The following is a 16,775-nucleotide window of genomic DNA, read 5'->3' on the forward strand; positions in this document are numbered from 1 at the left end:
GAGCTGTCAGCCTCCAGCCGTGTCCAGTGTTGTTCTGGACTATTGGATGGTCCAGCTATCGAAGCCAAAAAATCAGAGCGAGGCGGGGCATGCAGATTTCCGTCACGGAGGCAAAAGGCAGGCTTACCGATCTCGTCCGTCGCGCCGAAGCGGGAGACGAAGTCATCCTGACGCGCCACGGGTAAGCTGCCGTGCGCCTCGTGCCGATCAAGCGGACCGGCGATCCCGCCGCACGAAAGGCGTTGATCGAGGCGGTTTGCTCTTCAGCGTCCGGGAAAGCGACGGCAGGACCGGATGCGGCGCGAAGTCAGGACTTTCTCTACGGTGATGACGGGCTTCCCGAGTGATCGTGGTCGATACGTCGGCGCTGATGGCGATCGTTCTGAACGAGCCGGAGGGCGGACGCGTGCACAGCGATCCTCGCGACTGTGGACCGCGTGTTGATTTCGGCCGGAACTCCGGCGGAAGTCTCGATCGTAGCCGCGCGGCGGCATGCGAGGGAGGAGGTCGCTCGCCTCATCGGCGGGCTTGGCCTCGAGATCGTCGTCGTGACGGATGCTACGAAGCGCCGGGGTCGCCTTGGCTATGGCAAATGGACAAAAGGCGTTAACCCGGCGTCGCTCAGTTTCGGAGACTGCTTCGCGTACGAATTGGCCAATATAGAAGGGTGCGCGCTGCTCTTCGTCGGGGATGACTTCTTCCGAACCGACATCAACGCCGCTCTCGTCTGAAAGCACACCAGAACCGCGCACCGAAGGCGCGGTGCTTCGCGAGCAACAACGATGTGCTGTAATGGCTCCCCGGGCCGGATTCGAACCAGCGACCGATCGATTAACAGTCGATTGCTCTACCACTGAGCTACCGGGGAACGGCACGCGAATGAATCGGTGCGAGCGAGCCTATAGCGCAGCCCTGCCGCATTTGCCAAGCGGCTCGCCGGGGAAAATGGTGCGGCGCCGCTGGCGCCGGGCAAGGTTCGTCACCAACTCGGTCGCAAGAGTTGCGCAGCGAGATGGCGAACGCATGACCGTCGAGACGAAGGAGCCGCACAGCGCCGGCCTGCCGAGCGGGACGGACCGCCGGCCGGCCGTCGGTCCGATGGTCTTCGGACGCCGGCTGCCGCTTCCGGCGACGCGCGGGCGGCGGATCGTGCTCGGCTGTGCGTTGGTGGCGGGCGGCATCCTCGGGTTCCTGCCGATTCTCGGCTTCTGGATGATCCCGCTCGGCCTTTTCGTGCTGTCGCAGGATCTCGCCGTCGTGCGCCGCTGGCGCCGCCGCGCGACGCTGCAATGGGGCCGGCGAGGGGGCAGGCGCTCACGTCCACCGTCCGGCAGCCCTACCTCAGGCGGGAGGGGCGCCATATGATGATGTCCGGCCGACGATCCCGATCGAATTCGGCCGCCACCACTTCGCAGTCGCGCCGGTCGCACTCCCGGCAGCGGAAGCGGATCGCCTCGATCGGCTTGCCGGGATTGGCGAAGGCCACGAGATCGCTCGCCAGGAACGAGGCGGCATGACCGCAACTGCGGCAGGTCGCCGTCACCAGCATCCCTCGGGCAGCCGCCTGCCGCAGTGATCCGATCAGAGTCGCCATGCCGATGCTCATGGAACATAAGATGAACATCGTCAATTGCCGATTGGACGATCCCGCGGGGGACGGAGTGCCGTCCGCAGCCCCACGCCACACTCCCCGACTTGCCGCGCCGCATGCGCACTCTGTGCGTTAAGTCATTGAACGCATAAGGCTTTGCACGGATTCTGGTTCGGTCGTTCACCACATCTTATGACCTGTGACGGTAGGTGCCGGGCAGCCCGATCGGGAGCGCCTATGACCTTCTTCATGTCAAGCCGACGCCGCAGCCGCTGGGGCTTTCAAGCGACGATGACCGGTATGCTCGTCGCGATGGCTTGCGTCGTGGCACAGCCGATGCTGCCGGCCGAGATGGCGACGACGCGGACGAGCACGGCCTGGGTCGCCGCGGCCGCGCTGATGCTTTCCCTGGTCGTCCTCGTCGGGATGCGGCGGCTGGTGCGTCGACGCCTCGACGCCGCCGAGCGCGCGGCACGGGTCAAGCTGCAGCTGCTGCAGCGCGACGAGCTGACGGACGCTCTGGCGCGTCGCTTCTTTCTCGATGGTCTGCGGAACCGGCTTCGTCATCCTGCAGCCACGCCCCACTGCTTGCTCCTGGTCGACCTCGACCACTTCAAGAGCCTGAACGACGCCTTCGGCCACAAGGTCGGTGATCTCGCGCTGGTGCATCTCGTCCAGCTCGCGCACGCGGTGTTTCCGGCAGCGCTGGTCGGCCGGCTCGGCGGCGACGAGTTCGCGATCCTGGTCGAAAGTCCGGCCGACGAGGCCTTCTTCCAGAACGTGCAGCTGTTCCTGTCGCGCCTGCGCGAGCCCTGCGTCATGTCGGGACGCCAGCTGCGCCTCAGCGCCTCGCTGGGGGTGGCGTGCTTCCCCGAGCATTCGACCTCGGCCGAGGAGCTGCGCGCGCTTGCCGATCTCGCCCTCTACGAGAGCAAGAATGCCGGCCGCGGCCGCCTCACGATGTTCGACACCGAGATGCTGCGCCATCAGCGCCAGCGCCGCTTCATCGAGCGCGAGCTGCGTGCGGCCATTCTGCTCGATCAGCTCGCCGTTCAGTATCAGCCGATCCTCGACATCGACCAGAAGGTCGTCGCGGTGGAGGCGCTGGTGCGCTGGAACCACCCCATCCGCGGCTGGATCCCGCCGGGCGAGTTCGTGCCGATCGCCGAGGAGTCCACGCTGATCGACCTCCTCGGCGAATGGGTGATGCGCCGGGTCTGCCTCGATGCCAGCCAGTTCTGCGGCATCATGATCGCGATCAACGTATCGGCAGCGCAGCTGCGCCGCGACGACGTCGTCAGCACGCTGCGAGCCGTCATCGATGAAACCGGCGTCGATTGCAGCCGCCTGTGCATCGAGATCACCGAGACCTTCGCCGGCAGTGCGAGCGCCGAAGTGATCCAGCGCATCAAGGCGATCCGCGAGATGGGCTTGCGCGTCTCGCTCGACGACTTCGGCACCGGCAATTGCGGCTTCTCCTACCTGCAGCGCCTGCCGATCGATCTGATCAAGATCGACCGCAGCTACATTCAGCAGATGCAGAGCGACGAGCTCTCGCGGGCGCTGACCACGGCGCTCGCCCAGATCGGTCGGGCGATCGACCTGCGGGTGCTTGCGGAAGGCGTGGAGACGGAAGAGCACTTCGCACTTGCCCGTGCGGCCGGCTGCACCCTCTTCCAGGGCTTCCACTTCAGCCGGCCGGGCAATGTCGAGGACATCGCGCCGCTGGTGCGCGGGCTGCCGGTCCGCGGTCCGGCGGCGCTCTCGACCGCGAACCTCTGACCCCGGACGCGGGGTCCGGCGTCAGGGGGACGTGTCGCTCGACAAGGTGTCGACCAGCTGCTGGAGCGCGCGGCGTACGCCAGGATCGGTGACGGAATCGATGGCGTGGCGGCGCCGGGCGCGCCGCATCGCCGCCGCCGGCTTGACGTTGTCGGAGGACTGCGCCTCGAACCCCTCGAAGAAATAGCCGACCGGCACGTCGAGCGCTCGAGACAGCCGGTAGAGCCGGCTCGCACTGATGCGGTTGAGGCCCTTTTCGTATTTCTGCAGCTGCTGGAACGTGATGTCGAGCACCTCGGCGACACTCGTCTGCGACAGGCGCCGCTCGAGCCGCGCGATCCGCAAGCGCTGTCCGACATGGCGATCGACGGGATCCTGCACGGCCGACTCTCCATCTTCAATGATCCGAGGCGTCGAAGTAGAAGTCTTGCAGGCTTGCAGATTTCTCAAAGCGAAGGCTCGCATTCGATCGATCGGGGCATCGTCTTCGCGCGCCGCCCGATGCCCGCGCGCGGGGCTGGACGGCGTGATGCCAGTCGGTCACGAGGGTTTGGGCGCCAGACGCGGCCCGCCGTCTGGGCGCCGGGTGCGGCTCAGTGGCGGGGGGTCGACCCGCCATCGCCCGCGACGAGCGAGAGCTGTTCGCGCAGCCGAGCTCGTTCTGCGGGGGGCAGCTCGGCGATGCGCGCATCGACGAAGGCCGCGACGCGCTTTGGATCGTCGCCGTAGATCCGGACGCCTTCCGCCGAGAGGGCGGCCAGCAGAGAGAGGGCATCGAGATGGCGTTTCAGATTTGAAGCTCCCCGTAAAATACGAAGCGTTCGCAATGCTTTGGTCAACTGCCAAAACGGTCCGGTCACCTCGTCGCCGGAGCCACCATGACACCACAAGCTGCCCGCCGCGGAAACTCCCTGCGCTGCGTTATCGCCACTGCGCCGGAGCACATTCGCGATTCCATGATCCTGCGCAGCATCTGCTTCGTGCAGGAGCTCGGCATCTCGCCGGCCTTCATCTTCGACGGCAACGACCATCAGGCGACGCACGTCGTCTTCTATGACGGCGACGATCCGATCGGCTCGCTGCGCATCCGTTGGTTCGCCGGCTTCGCCAAGTACGAACGCACCTGCTTCCGCGAGGCCTATCGCAACCCCTTCGTCATCAAGCGCTGCATCCAGACGACCTTCGATCATGTCGCTCGCAAGGGCTACACGATCGTCGCCACGCAGTCGGAGCCTCGCCTCACCGCGCTCTGGACGAAGCTGTTCAAGTTCGATGTCCTCGACCGGCCTCCGGTGCAGATCGCGGGCCATCCCGAGCCGTATCTGACGGTCGTCGGCACCATCGCGCCGCGCGACGACGCGATCACGCTCGAGACCGATGGCGCCGTGCTGCTGCGGGTGGAAGGCGACTGGGACAAGCCGAGCGCCTTCGAGCCCGCCCGATGAGCAACGTCATCCGCTTTCCGGGCGGCGACGTCGCCGCCCAGTCGGCGATGGCCGACATTCTCGACCGGACCCGGATGCATGCGGAAATGGTCTGCCGCATGCTGAACGGCATCGAGGCGCCGCCCGCAGACCTCGCCGAGTTCCTGGAGGATGTTGCCAACGTCTACCTCGATCATGTCGAGGAGATCACTCGTTGGCGGCGCGGCTCGGCGGGTTCGGCGCCAGGTTGAAGAAGGCGCGGAAGTCGTTTTCCGGTGCGGAGGCGCCGGCCGTCAGGTTCAGCCGGTCGGCGAAGAAGACGTTCTGCGTGAAAATCGCCCGCAGCCAGTCGAGCACCACGCGCACCGGCTTGGAGCGCAGCCGGTCGCGCAAGGCGATGACGTAGAGCGGCATCGCCAGGTGCACGCCGAGATCGACCGGCACGAAATGCGGCTCGATCAGGACGTAGTTGCCGAGAAGACCGATTCCCGCGCCCGACTTGATCAGCGAGAAGTAGGCGAGGGAGTTCTCGCACACATGCGACGTCCCGCTGTCCAAGAGGTCGTTCCAGGGCTGCCAGAACGGCGTCTCGGACACGTAGTAGCTGCACTGGATGAAGCGGTGGCTGTGCGCGCCCTGGCGCGTCGGCACGCCCTCGGCCTCGATGTAGCTTCGCGCCGCGACCGGGATCAGGTGGAGAACCCCGACCTTCTCGCAATGCACGTCGGCGCGATGGATCGGCATCAGGCCGAGCATCACGTCGGTCTGATTCTTGTCGAGGTCGAGGAACGACATCTGCTCCTTCAGGTCGATCCGGATGCGCGGATGCTCGCGTGTCAGTCGCGCCACCGCCGGCGCCACGAAGGCGACGCTGAGGCCGGAGGTGACGCTGACGCTGACCTGACCTGCGATGGCCGACTGCTCCTGCCGCAAGTTGGCGGCGAGCGAGTAGAGGCGGAAGTCGAGATCGGCGAGATGGATGGCGAGCTCGCGTCCCTTGCTTGTCAGCACAGTGCCCGAATGGGTCGCGATCACCAGCTGCGATCCGAACAGCGACTGCAGGCGCTTGATGTCCCGGCTGACGGTCGGGGCGCTCATCTGCAGCATCTCGCCGGCTCTTGCGTAGGACCGTCCCTTGGCGACCGCCAGAAAGGTCCGGAGCTCACGCCAGCAGTTGCTGGACAGGAGCTGCTCGACCTCCAGCGGCGAGCGGTCGAGATCGCTGCGATCCGCGCCGAAGGGAAGACCCGCGGCTGCCGATCTGTCGTCGTCCATCGTCCCCAACCCCATTCGCCCCGGATGCCGGTCACCCGCAATCACAGCGCGTGAACATCAGTCGCTCTGGCCAAGGGTTGTAACGCAACGGTGTCCGCGCGCAAGCCGATGATGCGCCTCGGCGTGCGGGGCGGCAGGACGCCGCAAGCCGCTCGCGCGACCGCGCCGCTTCCGCATCCTGGCCTGCCCGACCCCTTTGACCCGGTCGAGCAGGGGCGGCTCGGCCGAGGCGTGCCGCTCCCGCACCGCAATGCCGGAGTGCAGGACCAAGGCGCTCTCGCCAGCACCCGAGACGTCTCACCCCCGCGTCATCGGGCCGCCGCTCCTTGACCGAATCGGCAGGTGCTTCTGCGTGTCAGAGCGCGGCGTCTCCCGGACCTGACGCGTAAGGCCCGCCGCCGCAGCCTTTGATGGCGCGTTAACCGACGTGCCGTAGCGTCTCGATGTGGACAGTGAGCCGACAACGCTCTGTGCGTCGTTGCGCGCAAGGATCGTCAGGGCAAAGTAGATCGATCGAGACCATCATGATCTGGCAGCCCCTCCTGGCGAATCTGGCGCTCGTGGCGATCATGGTCAATCTGTTCGACATGGCGGCAGCGAGGACGGCCGGCTTCGGCGAACCATGGCCCGGCGTGACCACCGGCGCGCTGCTCGGCATCGGCGCCGTCATCGCGATGGGGATGCTTCCGCCTCCCATGCCGGGCGTCTTCATCGACCTGCGCGTGCCCTTCGTGGGTGCCGCGGGTCTGTTCGGCGGCGTGCCGGGTGCTCTCGTCGCCGGGGCAATGTCTGGCGCATATCGGTTCCATCTCGGAGGGCAGGGTGCCCCCGCCGGGCTCCTCAGCCTCGTCCTCGCGACAGGGGCTGGCTTGATGGTCTACCGTCTCCGTCGCTTGCGAGGGCGCTCGGTCCTCGACGTGATGACACTGGCGGCGCTGCTGGCCGCCGCAAATCTCGTCAGCATCTTCGCCCTGCCGGACCAGGTGTTCAGCGCGGTCCTTGCGTCGGCTGTGCTGCCGCTCGTGGTGCTCACCTTCGGGGGCACCGCCATCATCGGCTTGTCGCTCGACGGCGTGGAGCGACGCCGCACGCTTGAGAAGACGAACCTGATCTACCGCGCGATGGTCGAGCAACTGCCCGACAATCTCAACTTCAAGGACGTTGACGGTCGCTTCGTCATCGTCAACCCGGCGACGGCCACCTCGCTCGGCCAGCAACGCGTCGAGGACGTCGTCGGGCACACCGATGAAGACTTCCACCCGAAGGATCTCGCCCAAGCGTACCGGCAGCACGAGGAAGCGGTCCTGCAAAGCCGGAACCCGTCCCGGATCGAGGAGCCGTTCAAGCGGCCCGACGGCAGCAGTGGATGGCTTTCCACGTTGAAGGTGCCCCTGACCGATGGGTCCGGGAGGCTGCTCGGGATCATCACCCACAATCGCGACATCACCGACGAGCGCCAGAGCGCGGAGGCGAAGAAGGACTTCATCGCCCTCATCAGCCACGAACTTCGCACGCCGCTGACGTCGATCCGCGGCTCGCTCGGCCTCATCAGCAGCGGTGTCGCCGGCCAACTGCCGCCGCGCGCCGCCAGTCTCATGTCGATCGCGCACAGCAACTGCGAGCGCCTGATTCTGCTGGTCAACGACATTCTCGACATCGAGAAAATCGCGTCGGGCAAGATGGCGATCGAGATGCGCCCCGTGCAGCTCCGTCCCTTGCTCCAGCACGCTCTCGCGGCGCATGCGGACTATCTGCCCGAGAAGCAGATCAAGCTCGTTCTCCTGGACGATGCGCCGGGAGCCGCAGTGTCGGTCGATCCGGATCGCCTCCACCAGGCGCTGTCCAATCTCCTGTCGAACGCCCTCAAGTTTTCGCCGGATGGATCGACCGTCACCGTCGGCAGCGTCGCGATCGCCGGTGCGATCCGCATCTTCGTCCGCGACGAAGGGCCGGGCATCCCGGTCGAGTTCCAGTCGCGCATCTTCGGCAGGTTCGAGCAGGCGGAGGCGGCAAGCACGCGACGGAGCGGCGGGACCGGCCTCGGTCTCAACATCACGCGCGCGATCGTCGAGAGGATGGACGGGCGCATCGACTTCACCTCGGCGATCGGTACGGGCACGACCTTCACGATCGACCTGCCGGCGGTCGTGGCTGCGCCAGGACCCGCGACACATGACAGCGCTGCTTCGGGACCGCTCGAGAACCACCGCATTCTGATCTGCGGCTCCGATCGCACCTTGAACGGACAGGTGGGAGAGGCCCTCGCATCGACCGTCTTCAGCAGCGATCTGGCGCCCGATCTCGACGCATGTCTTCGGCTGGTCGGCGAGCGGCCCTATGCGGCTCTCGTTCTGGACGGCGCGCTGCTGGAGGAGTGCGCCGCCCACTTCTTCACCGCGCTGCGGGGCGGCGAGGTGGGTCGAACGCTGCCGGTCATCATGCTGTGCAGCGACGGCGCGGCGACGGCCGAACACCGGGGCTTTGCGAGCGAGGTCCTGGATTGGCTGACGGCGCCTTTGGACCAGCACCGGCTTCGCGCGGCGCTGAGCGCCATCGTCAAGAGGAACGCCGGAGGCCGGGTTTCCATCCTGCACGTCGAGGACGACATGTCGGTACTCGAGGTCTTCGCGCAAGCCGTCGGCGACAAGGGCGCGGTCGTCGCGGCGCGCAGCGTCGAGGAGGCCCGGCGCCGGCTTCGTTCGCAGGACTTCGATGCCGTGGTCCTGGACCAGAAGCTGCCGGACGGGTCCGGCTTCGATCTTCTGTCTGATGTTCCAGCCGGCACGCCTGTCATCGTCTTTTCGGCCTACGACGTCGCGCCGGACCTTGCGGGGCGAGTGACCTTCGTCATCACGAAATCGAAGACGCGCGAACTCGACGTGGCGGCGGCCGTACTGCAGGCCGTGGGTCCCACGAACGCGCCCGCCGTTCGCGCGTCAGGAGCAGCCCGCCCGGCGCATTTCACCACATGATCGACGAGGGGCATGTCGCAGCAGCTCGGCAAGGGGCGGTGGAGGATCACGCGCGAGTCATCACCAGCCTCGAATGCAGCTTCTGCGGGGCGGTTTCTAGATCACATCGCAGAATGCGCAGTTCTGCTCGAGTTGGTGCTACCAGGCGCAGGCGAGGCTCGACGCCGACAAGTTTCCGCAGACGGCGACTGCCCGCGTGTAAGATCGCTTTTTCGCCCTCGGGCTTCAGATCGCGCAGCGCACGACCGCGCCATCGCGCTTCGATTTCATGGCCGTGCAACAAGGTCTCCGCATCACTGGAGAAGTCTGGGTGGCGGCTTGAGCGACTTAAAGAAGGCCCGGGACAGCCCGGGCCTACCAAGAATCACTTTCCGCGGGATCCGGTGCGGGTCTGCTGCCCAGTACCGCCACCTGATCCATTCTGATTACCATTGCCGCGGTTGCCGCCTCCGCCAGAGCCTTGCTGTGTGGTGCCTTTCTTTCCCATTGGTACCTCCCGGGGGAACACCGCATCCAATTGGAGAACATCTGACACTGTCTGCTTGTTCCCGTAGATCTAGGACACCATGGTGGGGTTCTACTCGCTGACCTGGCTGGTGCCGTACCAGTATGATCTGATGGGGTAAGGACTGAGAGGCGGGTCGCCCAGATCGAGGCAACTCTGACGTCACATCAATGTTACTCGCTGCGGCCAGGATCCTCCTCTGGCCCATCAGCGGCGGCTACCGCTTCTGGGATCTCGTCAAGTACAGCAGATGTTATCTCGCCGCTCTGGTTGCGGAATAGGCGGAAAGATGCGTGCACCTCTTCTTGATCGATCGCACTGGCGATCTTTGAACGGAGTCGTGTGCGAGCACCTGGGGGCACTGAAAAGCTCAGACGTTTCAGATCTGATTCTAGAAGATCCAGCTTACCTACGCCTGTATCACGGTCGTAAGCAGCTAGTCTGATCTTCTGACGCATCGATTCAGCATCAAGGTGTCGACTATTGATATCTTGGGCCTCAGCTCTGTTCAAGCGAGCTGAAACTACTCGTTCGTCACCAGCAGTCAGTGCCATTGTACTGGCCGACTTGCGCAGTGGAAGCGCCATCTCCGCAATCTGCGGCCTAACCTTTGACGAAAGCTTCAACATCAAATTGTCGTCTACGCTTTCGATCTCAGGCAAATATTCCTGGAAAGAAGCCTCCCGCTTTTCTATTAGTGCCAAGCGATCCCGTAAATCGACGATCTCCCCGCCTTGTTCTCGCAAGGTGTCGAGTGCTATAGAGTTCGTTTTTTGCGCCTGTTCAATTAATGACAAAGAAGCCCGAGTAGTAACATTTTGATCCGCAAACATCTTCTGGATTAGCTCCAGTCTTGCTGTCTCCGCATCATCGCGGGATATCAACTGAGTAGTTCGCTGTTTCTCGACCTCCAACTGTATCTCAGCGGCACGAAGGAGCGCGTTTTCTTGACCCGGAAGCAGCCGTTGAACCTGCTGCATGACGTACTCCATCAGGATCTTTAAAGGCAGGCCAGCGAGCTCTGTTCCTAGAGCAGTAGCAACGGGCGCGATGATGTCGATCGGGAACGAGCCCTGTCGCGGAGCCTTAATTAAAAGATCTATGTTGGCTGCCTGAACAATGCGCTTCGGCACTCGCCCCGTTCTGCGGAAACTCTCGATCGTCGAGACGAAGCGCGCGAAGCCGTATGCTGCTCGGCTATACTCGTAGAAATGCAATTCGCCTGACGTTGCAAGCTTGCCATCGAACACGAGACTGAGTTTTTCAGCCATCACTTCCCCCGGAGTAACCGGAGGCAACGATTCCACGCAGAACCGGCTAATTCAATCGACGCGTGCAAATAGCCCCGCTTGCCCCATAAAGCCTATCAAGCGGGAGACACAGGCGTCCTCGGCGAGGGTGTACTTGATTGGAGCAAGTCAGGGACCCGCTTTGCAGGATCGCTGCGGGCGCCGCGGAGCCATGTCGCGTTGCGTGTCGCGTGGAGCTACCGCACGTCTCAAAAACGCGTTGTAAATCAATGGAAGTCGCTGCAACAAAACGCGACACGCTTTCAAGTGGGTTCGTCGGCGCCTAGTCGTTTTGAGGCGTTGAGTAGGCCTCAGGAAATTGTTGGAGGCCTCGGCCGGAATCGAACCGGCGTGCAAGGATTTGCAGTCCTCTGCGTAACCACTCCGCCACGAGGCCCCGACGGCGCTCTACCTACTGAGGCGCAAGGGGTTCTGCAAGAGGCCTTTCCGCCATTCTGAAAAACGCTCCCCTCGTCGTTCTGAAAAAGCGTTCGCGAGCCGTTCCGTCGTCAGGCGTTCTTCATCGCCGATCGAGCAGCTGGCGCATGGGCTTCGGCATCCTCCTCCAGCAGCTTCAGACGCGCCTCGCGCCGACGGAGCGTGGCCGTCAGCATCCGCTCCCGCGTCTCTTTCGCGTACCCCGCATAGGAGCTGCGCGTCTGGTGTGCGGAGAGGGCGCGGCCTTGACCATCGGTGAGCTCGGACTCCTCGAGCTCGGTCATGCCGCCGTGCCGGCAAGCATCCATCGTGAAGCCGTCCATGCCGAGCTTCTTCGCCGTCTGGGAGACGATCTGCGTCAGCCGGCTTGAGTTCTCGCCGTAGGGTTTGCCGTCGGGATTGCAGACGATCGCCAAACCCCAGCGCGGCACCTGCGCCAAGATCTCCTCGGCCTCGGCGTAGAGCCTGACAGAGGTTCCGGCGTCGTCGAACTCGAGCGGGTGGATCCGGGTCTGCCGGTTCTTCTTGTGCCGCACGCGGATCCCCTGCGGGTCAATGCTGCCTCGATAGTCGGACCAGGTGATGAGGCCCGCGGAAACGTTCCGCGGCCGCATCAGCCATTCGAAGCAGATCACGGCAGCCGCGGCGCATTGCGGCCGGCCAAGTTTCAGCGCGCCGCGGGCGAACTGGTAGACCTCGTCACGGGTGACTGCGGTCTTCACCGTCTTCTCGCGCCGGCGCAGCGTGACGCCCTCCCACGGATTGTCGCCCTCCGGAAAGACGGACGGGTAGATAGGCTTCATCCGCTTCCAGGCGGCCTTGCAGTAGGTGAGCGCCTTCTCTGCGCCGCGCAGGGCACCGCTGTCGGCGAGCTTGCCATAGATGCCGATCGCCATCTTCACCGTGACGGCCGACACGGCCACCTCGCCAAAGCTCTTGCCGCTCTTCATCGGCAGGTTGCCGATGCGATTGAAGGCGCGCTCGTAGTCGGCGCGGTTGGGCGCGTCGACGCGCTCCAAGAAGGCGTCCTCGCGGAGGTAGGTTCGAAAGAGCCATGCGACGGTGCCGTATTCCGACACAGGGGCGAGGGGCTGATCGGCGTTCCGCTGCCTGCGCCACTCGTCGAGCATGGCGTTCATCGGGATGGCGGCCTCGTCGAGCTCGCGCTGGCTGAGATTGATGCCGAGCGGCTTCGCCTTGATCGGGAAACCCTCCTTCCGGTAGGCCGAGGGGCACGTCCAGTAGAAGCCTGTGCGGCCGCCGCTCAACGCCTTGGGCGTGACGTAGCGCGGCATCTCGACCCGAACGGTCACGCCACCTCGTCCTCTTCCTCGCCCCCGCGCATCAGGACGGCCCGCTCCAAGTCTGCTCTCAGCCATAGGCGACGACGCCCCTTGCCGCTGCCTTCATCGACAACAGGGCGAGGATATTCCGATCCGACGCGTTTCAGGAAGCCCTCGACCGTGCGCTCGCCGACGTAGCCTGCGGCGAGGGTTTCCGGCATCCGAATGGGCCAGGAGCCGCTTGGGATTTCGATCTGCCGCCTGGCGCTCATAGCAGGCCCATCCTCGCCGTCGTCAGGATCATGGTGGCTGCCATCTCGTCGCCGGAGACGCCATAGAGCGCCTGCGCGACTGCGATCGGGTCAATGCCGACACTCTGCCAGTAGGCGCGCTCGTTCATCGAGTGCTGGCGCCTGTGCTCTACCGGCGCCAGCGGCACAGTCCATTGATCATCGGCCTTCTCGCCGAGGCCGCGCTGACGCTTGCCGACGGCCGCCGCGCGGTAGCTGACGTGCGCCGCCTCGACGCCGTAGACGCCGGTGACGACGCAGGGCAGGGTGCGGATGAAGGCGAGGTGCCGCTCGTCGCGCTGCCGCGGCGCATGGTCGTCGGATCGCTCGAGAGAGAACGCGGTTCCCGGAGTGTCGATCTGGCTCACGCTGCGGCCCTCCGATCGCAGATGGCCCACCAGATGCGCGCGGCCGCCCGCGCGTCGTCGAGCCCGTTGTGGGTCGGCACGTACGCTGCGCCAGTGAGCGCGAGGTGCGCGGCCGGCAGCTTCATGCTCTTGCCGCCGTTGGCGACCTGGCCGGCTTCGATCATGGCGCAGGACCGGCGCAGGCCGGCCCTCTTCCACTCCGGCGGCTGAGCACGGATGCGGTTGAGTTCGATGTCGATGATGCACTCGTCGAACTCGAGATTGAAGGCGACGAGGTCACTGGCGGAGCGGACCATATCCATGAAGACCGACAGAGCAGCCCTGATGCGGATCCCGTAGAGTTCCGCCCGGCGCGCCGAGATCTCGTGCACCTTCCGCGCACCGTCCTGCGACACGTAGCCATCAGGTCGGACTAAAAAGCACATGCTGCCGGCCTCGGCGCGCTTGCTGTCGAACAGCACCGCGCCGATCTGCACCAGCCGGGGCTGCGACTGGTCGGAAGGCGGCCGGTCGAACTTGACCAAGCCTGTGGTCTCGACGTCGAAGATGAGCGTCGCCACGGATTAGCCCTCGACCTCGACGCGGTATGCGACCTGACACTTCGTGCACTGGTAGACGGACATCAGCCGATCGTGCCGAGCATCCCATTCGTGCGCGCACGCCGACCAGGTGAAGAACTGCGGCTCGAGCGAACCGATTTCCTGAGCGATCACGACGCCGCCGCGCTTCCCTTCGTTGAACGTCGCCCAGACGCGGCAGGCGCGGTAGCCGACCTTCCGGATGCCGATCTCGATCAGCGCGTCCGGCGCGCCCTCGGCAAAGGCCTGCCAGTAGACGTTGGCGCTCACCGGCTCCATGTTCGGCAGCGGCCAGGTGATTTCGGACAGCTCGTCCACGCCGAGGGCCTTGAGGACGTCAAGTGCGGTAGCGTCGGATGCGGGCGTAAGTTCGTGGATCATGGCGCGCCTTTAGGCGACCTCCCGTGCAGCGGTTTCGAAAGACATTCCGGCCATCGCCTCGACCGTCGCGCGGACCTCGGCGCTGTCGATGCTGGGAATGATGTCGGTGGCGAGCTTCAGGAGGAGCGAGTCGACATAGCTCCGCCACTGGAAGGCATCCCACTCGGCGGTGGACTGCGGCGTGAAGCGAACGTCGCCGCGGCCGTTGATCACGACGGATTCGAAGAACCCGCACTTGATCATCAGTTCCCGGTGCGCCTGGTCGGCATCCGGCCATCGGTCGGTCATCTCGACGAGACGCTCCACGAGAGCGCGATACCAGGCGCGCATGCGATCCGATGGGCTGCGAGTGATGGTCGTCGTCACCAGCGTGCGGACCGGTACACGCTCGAGGCGGTCGGCATCCGCCGGAGCGGCGGGGCGGAGTACCCCGCCGCCGCTGACCATGAGCAACTTGATCGGCATCGATCAGCTCAGCCTCTCGAAAGCGGTCGAGATGGCGTCGACGAAGTGCTCCTCCTTCTGCGCTTCGGTGAGGAAGCCCTCCTCGATGGCGCCGTCGACCTCCATCAGGATCTGGTCGGCCTCATCGGCCGACTGCGCGCTCTCGAGGCGCTGCAGGATCTCAGCCTTGAAGGTCGTCAGGTCGAAAGGCTTAGCCTCGACGTCGGCAGGAGGGTGCTTTCCCGCCTCCTCAGTCTTCTGCTCGACCGCCGTTGCCGATCCCGCCGGCGCCTTGATCCGAGCGACGTGCTTGTCGCGCAGAGCGATAAGCCGATCGTCCTGCTCCTTCGTCAGACTGGCGGCAGCCGGCGCCGTTTTCCAGACAGCGCCGAGCTCGTCCTTGTTGCCGCACTTCGCCAGCGCGGAGTCGAGCTTCTGCACGACATCGTCGAACGGGTCGTGCTCGATGGTCTTGCTGCCATTGCCCTTCGGCGGCGCCGGTGGATTGGCCCGCTTCTGCTCGTTCGGCTGTTGCTCCTGCTCAGGCTTGTGCTCAACAGACGGAGAGGACTTCTGATTGCCTTCGGGCTTGGGCGGGGCTGGGGGCGCAGGGGGTGTGGGCGGCGTGACGTCCTTGATCTCGGCGATCTTCGCCGCCTCGTCCTCATCGTAGACGCCGCCAAATCCAAAGGCATAGCGAGCGCCCTGGATGAGCGTCTTGTGGCGCAGCATCCGGTGCTTCATCTTCCACGGATCGGTCGCGCGGATGCACTCGACCAAATACTCGGTGACCCTGACCGGCCGACTGCGGTCTTTCCGATAGATCGTGCAGGTGCACGAAATCAGGTTGCCGTCGGCATCATGCTCGTCCTCGAACTCGAAGCCGTCGCAAGCCGGGTGCGATTGGATGAGGTTGACCCAGCCGTCGATCGAGACGACCGGCACGATCCCGCCGCCCTTTGCCGGGAAGGCGTAGATCTCCTTCGTCAGAGGGTTGAGCCCGTACTCTTTGGCGACGAGCAGGAAGGCGGCGAACTCCTCGCGTGTCGCCTCCTTTCCCCCCTGAGGCTTCATGCACGTCGCCCGGACCGTGGCCTCGAAGGCAGCTGGCTCCATGCCGTAGCGCTCGGACATCGTGTTGAGGACCGAACGCGGCTCGTTCGCTACGAGGGCATTGCTCATGACTTCTTCTCCGCCGCTTCGACGCGATCGAGTGCGGCCTTCAGGAGGATGTTGAGTTCGGTGACGACGTACTGGCCCATCGGCGCGAAGGTCAGCCGATCGTCCGGGGGTAGGGCGGTGACGAAGCCGCGCATCCAGCAGGCGAGATCGGAGCAGGAGGCACTGAACTCGTTGAGCTTCGCCTTCGGCACGAAAACGGCTGCGACAGACCCATCGAAATAGGACGAGTGCGGGACGCAGAGCGTGTCTAGGCGGCGCTCGGCCTGCTTCATGTCCGCGATGGCATTAATTGCCGCGTCGCGGTGCATCTCGACGTCGTGCTTCAGCCGATCGACCGCCTGCAGGCACTCGTGAAAGACGGTTGAACGGTGACGGTTCTGACCGACCTTCTCGACTCCCAGCCGCATGGCGAGGTGGTTTGCATCGGAGCGCGTCAAGCCATTGAAGATGCCAACACGCGCCTGCAGGTTCTGCACCTCCTGTCGCAGCCGCTCGTTCTCCTCGATCGCGATCTTCGGCACCGGCGAGGTCCACTCAGCGACGAGCGCCCCATCTCCCAGATGAGGGTTCTTCGGCTCCCCATCTTCGTACCAGCCGCGATTTCCTGCATAGGCGATACGGCGCTCGTCGCCTGGCACCGCATCGAAGACGTGCATCGGGCCATGCACGTACCCGTTGGAATCGAGGTAGATCTTCCCAGCTTCCAGCTGCAGCCGCTGGTCTGGCGCACCTTCGACCTCGGCGAAGTCGGGATACCCATCGGCGAAGCCGACATCGTCCAGCCGTTCTGAGACGATGTCCTCCCCTGTCGCGTTCGCCAGACCGATCCCATCTGCAGTCCACCCGCGGCCGTCGCCCAAAGCCACGATGAACGCCATGCCGCAGTCCGTGCGTTCGTGATAACGCTTCATGGGGCCGACCTTGCGGTTGCGGCTGGTGCGGTAGATCCCGCCCTCCTTGATCTCGACCATGG

Annotated in this window: 18 protein-coding genes, 2 tRNA genes and 2 pseudogenes; 7 read left to right on the forward strand and 15 right to left on the reverse strand. The window is 64.8% G+C overall.

The genetic code is table 11. The annotated features are described in order from the left end of the window. The first annotated feature begins 89 nt into the window (after nt 1–89). Nucleotides 90–347, forward strand: a pseudogene (locus tag NPA30_RS05555) (type II toxin-antitoxin system Phd/YefM family antitoxin). Continuing rightward, nucleotides 344–731: pseudogene (locus NPA30_RS05560) on the forward strand (type II toxin-antitoxin system VapC family toxin). Before NPA30_RS05555 ends, NPA30_RS05560 begins: the two co-directional pseudogenes overlap by 4 nt. Nucleotides 732–793: 62 nt before the next feature. Here the strand turns inward: NPA30_RS05560 and NPA30_RS05565 are convergent. After that, nucleotides 794–868, reverse strand: a tRNA-Asn gene (locus tag NPA30_RS05565). Nucleotides 869–1,023: 155 nt separating this feature from the next. Between NPA30_RS05565 and NPA30_RS05570 the strand changes: the two genes are divergently transcribed. Next, nucleotides 1,024–1,365, forward strand: coding sequence for a hypothetical protein (locus NPA30_RS05570; protein ID WP_372338745.1), 342 nt, complete (start codon nt 1,024–1,026; stop codon nt 1,363–1,365). Here the strand turns inward: NPA30_RS05570 and NPA30_RS05575 are convergent. After that, a complete protein-coding gene (locus NPA30_RS05575; protein WP_256801361.1) occupies nt 1,337–1,594 on the reverse strand; it encodes a hypothetical protein in 258 nt (85 codons plus the stop codon). The two genes, NPA30_RS05570 and NPA30_RS05575, sit on opposite strands and share 29 nt — an antisense overlap. A 234-nt stretch (nt 1,595–1,828) precedes the next feature. Here NPA30_RS05575 and NPA30_RS05580 point away from each other — a divergent pair, with 234 nt between their 5' ends. Then, the gene (locus NPA30_RS05580) at nt 1,829–3,373 is read left to right on the forward strand and encodes a putative bifunctional diguanylate cyclase/phosphodiesterase (RefSeq protein WP_256801362.1); all 1,545 of its coding nucleotides are present in this window, start codon (nt 1,829–1,831) and stop codon (nt 3,371–3,373) included. Between the two features lie 21 nt (nt 3,374–3,394). Here NPA30_RS05580 and NPA30_RS05585 read toward each other — a convergent pair whose 3' ends face one another. Together NPA30_RS05585 and NPA30_RS05590 are read right to left on the reverse strand one after the other, a co-directional pair. Further along, nucleotides 3,395–3,754, reverse strand: coding sequence for a helix-turn-helix domain-containing protein (locus tag NPA30_RS05585; protein WP_256801363.1), 360 nt, complete (start codon nt 3,752–3,754; stop codon nt 3,395–3,397). Nucleotides 3,755–3,966: 212 nt separating this feature from the next. Then, complete coding sequence (locus NPA30_RS05590; protein WP_256801364.1) at nt 3,967–4,212, reverse strand: hypothetical protein; 246 nt, start codon at nt 4,210–4,212, stop codon at nt 3,967–3,969. Nucleotides 4,213–4,329: 117 nt separating this feature from the next. Here NPA30_RS05590 and NPA30_RS05595 point away from each other — a divergent pair, with 117 nt between their 5' ends. Both NPA30_RS05595 and NPA30_RS05600 read left to right on the forward strand, forming a co-directional pair. Further along, nucleotides 4,330–4,818, forward strand: coding sequence for a GNAT family N-acetyltransferase (locus tag NPA30_RS05595; protein WP_256801365.1), 489 nt, complete (start codon nt 4,330–4,332; stop codon nt 4,816–4,818). Then, on the forward strand, nt 4,815–5,048 hold the full coding sequence (locus NPA30_RS05600) for a hypothetical protein (protein WP_256801366.1): 234 nt from the start codon (nt 4,815–4,817) through the stop codon (nt 5,046–5,048). Before NPA30_RS05595 ends, NPA30_RS05600 begins: the two co-directional genes overlap by 4 nt. On the opposite strand, the gene NPA30_RS05605 is transcribed toward NPA30_RS05600, so the two are convergent. After that, nucleotides 5,005–6,072: a LysR family transcriptional regulator gene (locus NPA30_RS05605; RefSeq protein WP_256801367.1), complete on the reverse strand. Its 1,068-nt coding sequence runs from the start codon at nt 6,070–6,072 to the stop codon at nt 5,005–5,007. The genes NPA30_RS05600 and NPA30_RS05605 overlap by 44 nt on opposite strands. Nucleotides 6,073–6,596: 524 nt before the next feature. On the opposite strand from NPA30_RS05605, the gene NPA30_RS05610 reads away from it, so the two are divergent. Continuing rightward, a complete protein-coding gene (locus NPA30_RS05610) occupies nt 6,597–9,044 on the forward strand; it encodes an ATP-binding protein (RefSeq protein WP_256801368.1) in 2,448 nt (815 codons plus the stop codon). A gap of 678 nt (nt 9,045–9,722) precedes the next feature. On the opposite strand, the gene NPA30_RS05615 is transcribed toward NPA30_RS05610, so the two are convergent. The 10 genes from NPA30_RS05615 to NPA30_RS05660 form a co-directional block, all read right to left on the reverse strand. Further along, nucleotides 9,723–10,820, reverse strand: a complete 1,098-nt coding sequence (locus tag NPA30_RS05615; RefSeq protein WP_256801369.1) for a DUF7946 domain-containing protein — start codon at nt 10,818–10,820, stop codon at nt 9,723–9,725. Between the two features lie 341 nt (nt 10,821–11,161). Next, nucleotides 11,162–11,235 (reverse strand) — tRNA-Cys (locus NPA30_RS05620). Nucleotides 11,236–11,347: 112 nt separating this feature from the next. After that, nucleotides 11,348–12,589, reverse strand: coding sequence for a site-specific integrase (locus NPA30_RS05625; protein ID WP_256801370.1), 1,242 nt, complete (start codon nt 12,587–12,589; stop codon nt 11,348–11,350). Next, a complete protein-coding gene (locus NPA30_RS05630) occupies nt 12,586–12,831 on the reverse strand; it encodes a hypothetical protein (protein WP_256801371.1) in 246 nt (81 codons plus the stop codon). The genes NPA30_RS05625 and NPA30_RS05630 overlap by 4 nt, the downstream gene beginning before the upstream one ends. Then, nucleotides 12,828–13,217, reverse strand: coding sequence for a DUF968 domain-containing protein (locus tag NPA30_RS05635; protein WP_256801372.1), 390 nt, complete (start codon nt 13,215–13,217; stop codon nt 12,828–12,830). Before NPA30_RS05635 ends, NPA30_RS05630 begins: the two co-directional genes overlap by 4 nt. Further along, on the reverse strand, nt 13,214–13,777 hold the full coding sequence (locus NPA30_RS05640) for a 3'-5' exonuclease (RefSeq protein ID WP_256801373.1): 564 nt from the start codon (nt 13,775–13,777) through the stop codon (nt 13,214–13,216). Before NPA30_RS05640 ends, NPA30_RS05635 begins: the two co-directional genes overlap by 4 nt. A 3-nt stretch (nt 13,778–13,780) precedes the next feature. After that, on the reverse strand, nt 13,781–14,176 hold the full coding sequence (locus NPA30_RS05645) for a hypothetical protein (RefSeq protein ID WP_256801374.1): 396 nt from the start codon (nt 14,174–14,176) through the stop codon (nt 13,781–13,783). Between the two features lie 9 nt (nt 14,177–14,185). Then, nucleotides 14,186–14,641 carry a hypothetical protein gene (locus NPA30_RS05650; protein ID WP_256801375.1) on the reverse strand — a complete coding sequence of 152 codons (456 nt, stop codon included), beginning with the start codon at nt 14,639–14,641 and terminating at the stop codon, nt 14,186–14,188. A 3-nt stretch (nt 14,642–14,644) separates the two neighbouring features. Then, nucleotides 14,645–15,802, reverse strand: a complete 1,158-nt coding sequence (locus NPA30_RS19590) for a RecT family recombinase (RefSeq protein ID WP_372338746.1) — start codon at nt 15,800–15,802, stop codon at nt 14,645–14,647. Next, entirely contained in the window at nt 15,799–16,773 is a 975-nt protein-coding gene (locus tag NPA30_RS05660; RefSeq protein ID WP_256801376.1) for a hypothetical protein, read from the reverse strand. Before NPA30_RS05660 ends, NPA30_RS19590 begins: the two co-directional genes overlap by 4 nt. Nucleotides 16,774–16,775 lie beyond the last annotated feature (2 nt).

It is taken from the genome of Mangrovibrevibacter kandeliae, from assembly GCF_024519155.1.
Lineage (GTDB): Bacteria > Pseudomonadota > Alphaproteobacteria > Rhizobiales > Rhizobiaceae > Mangrovibrevibacter > Mangrovibrevibacter kandeliae.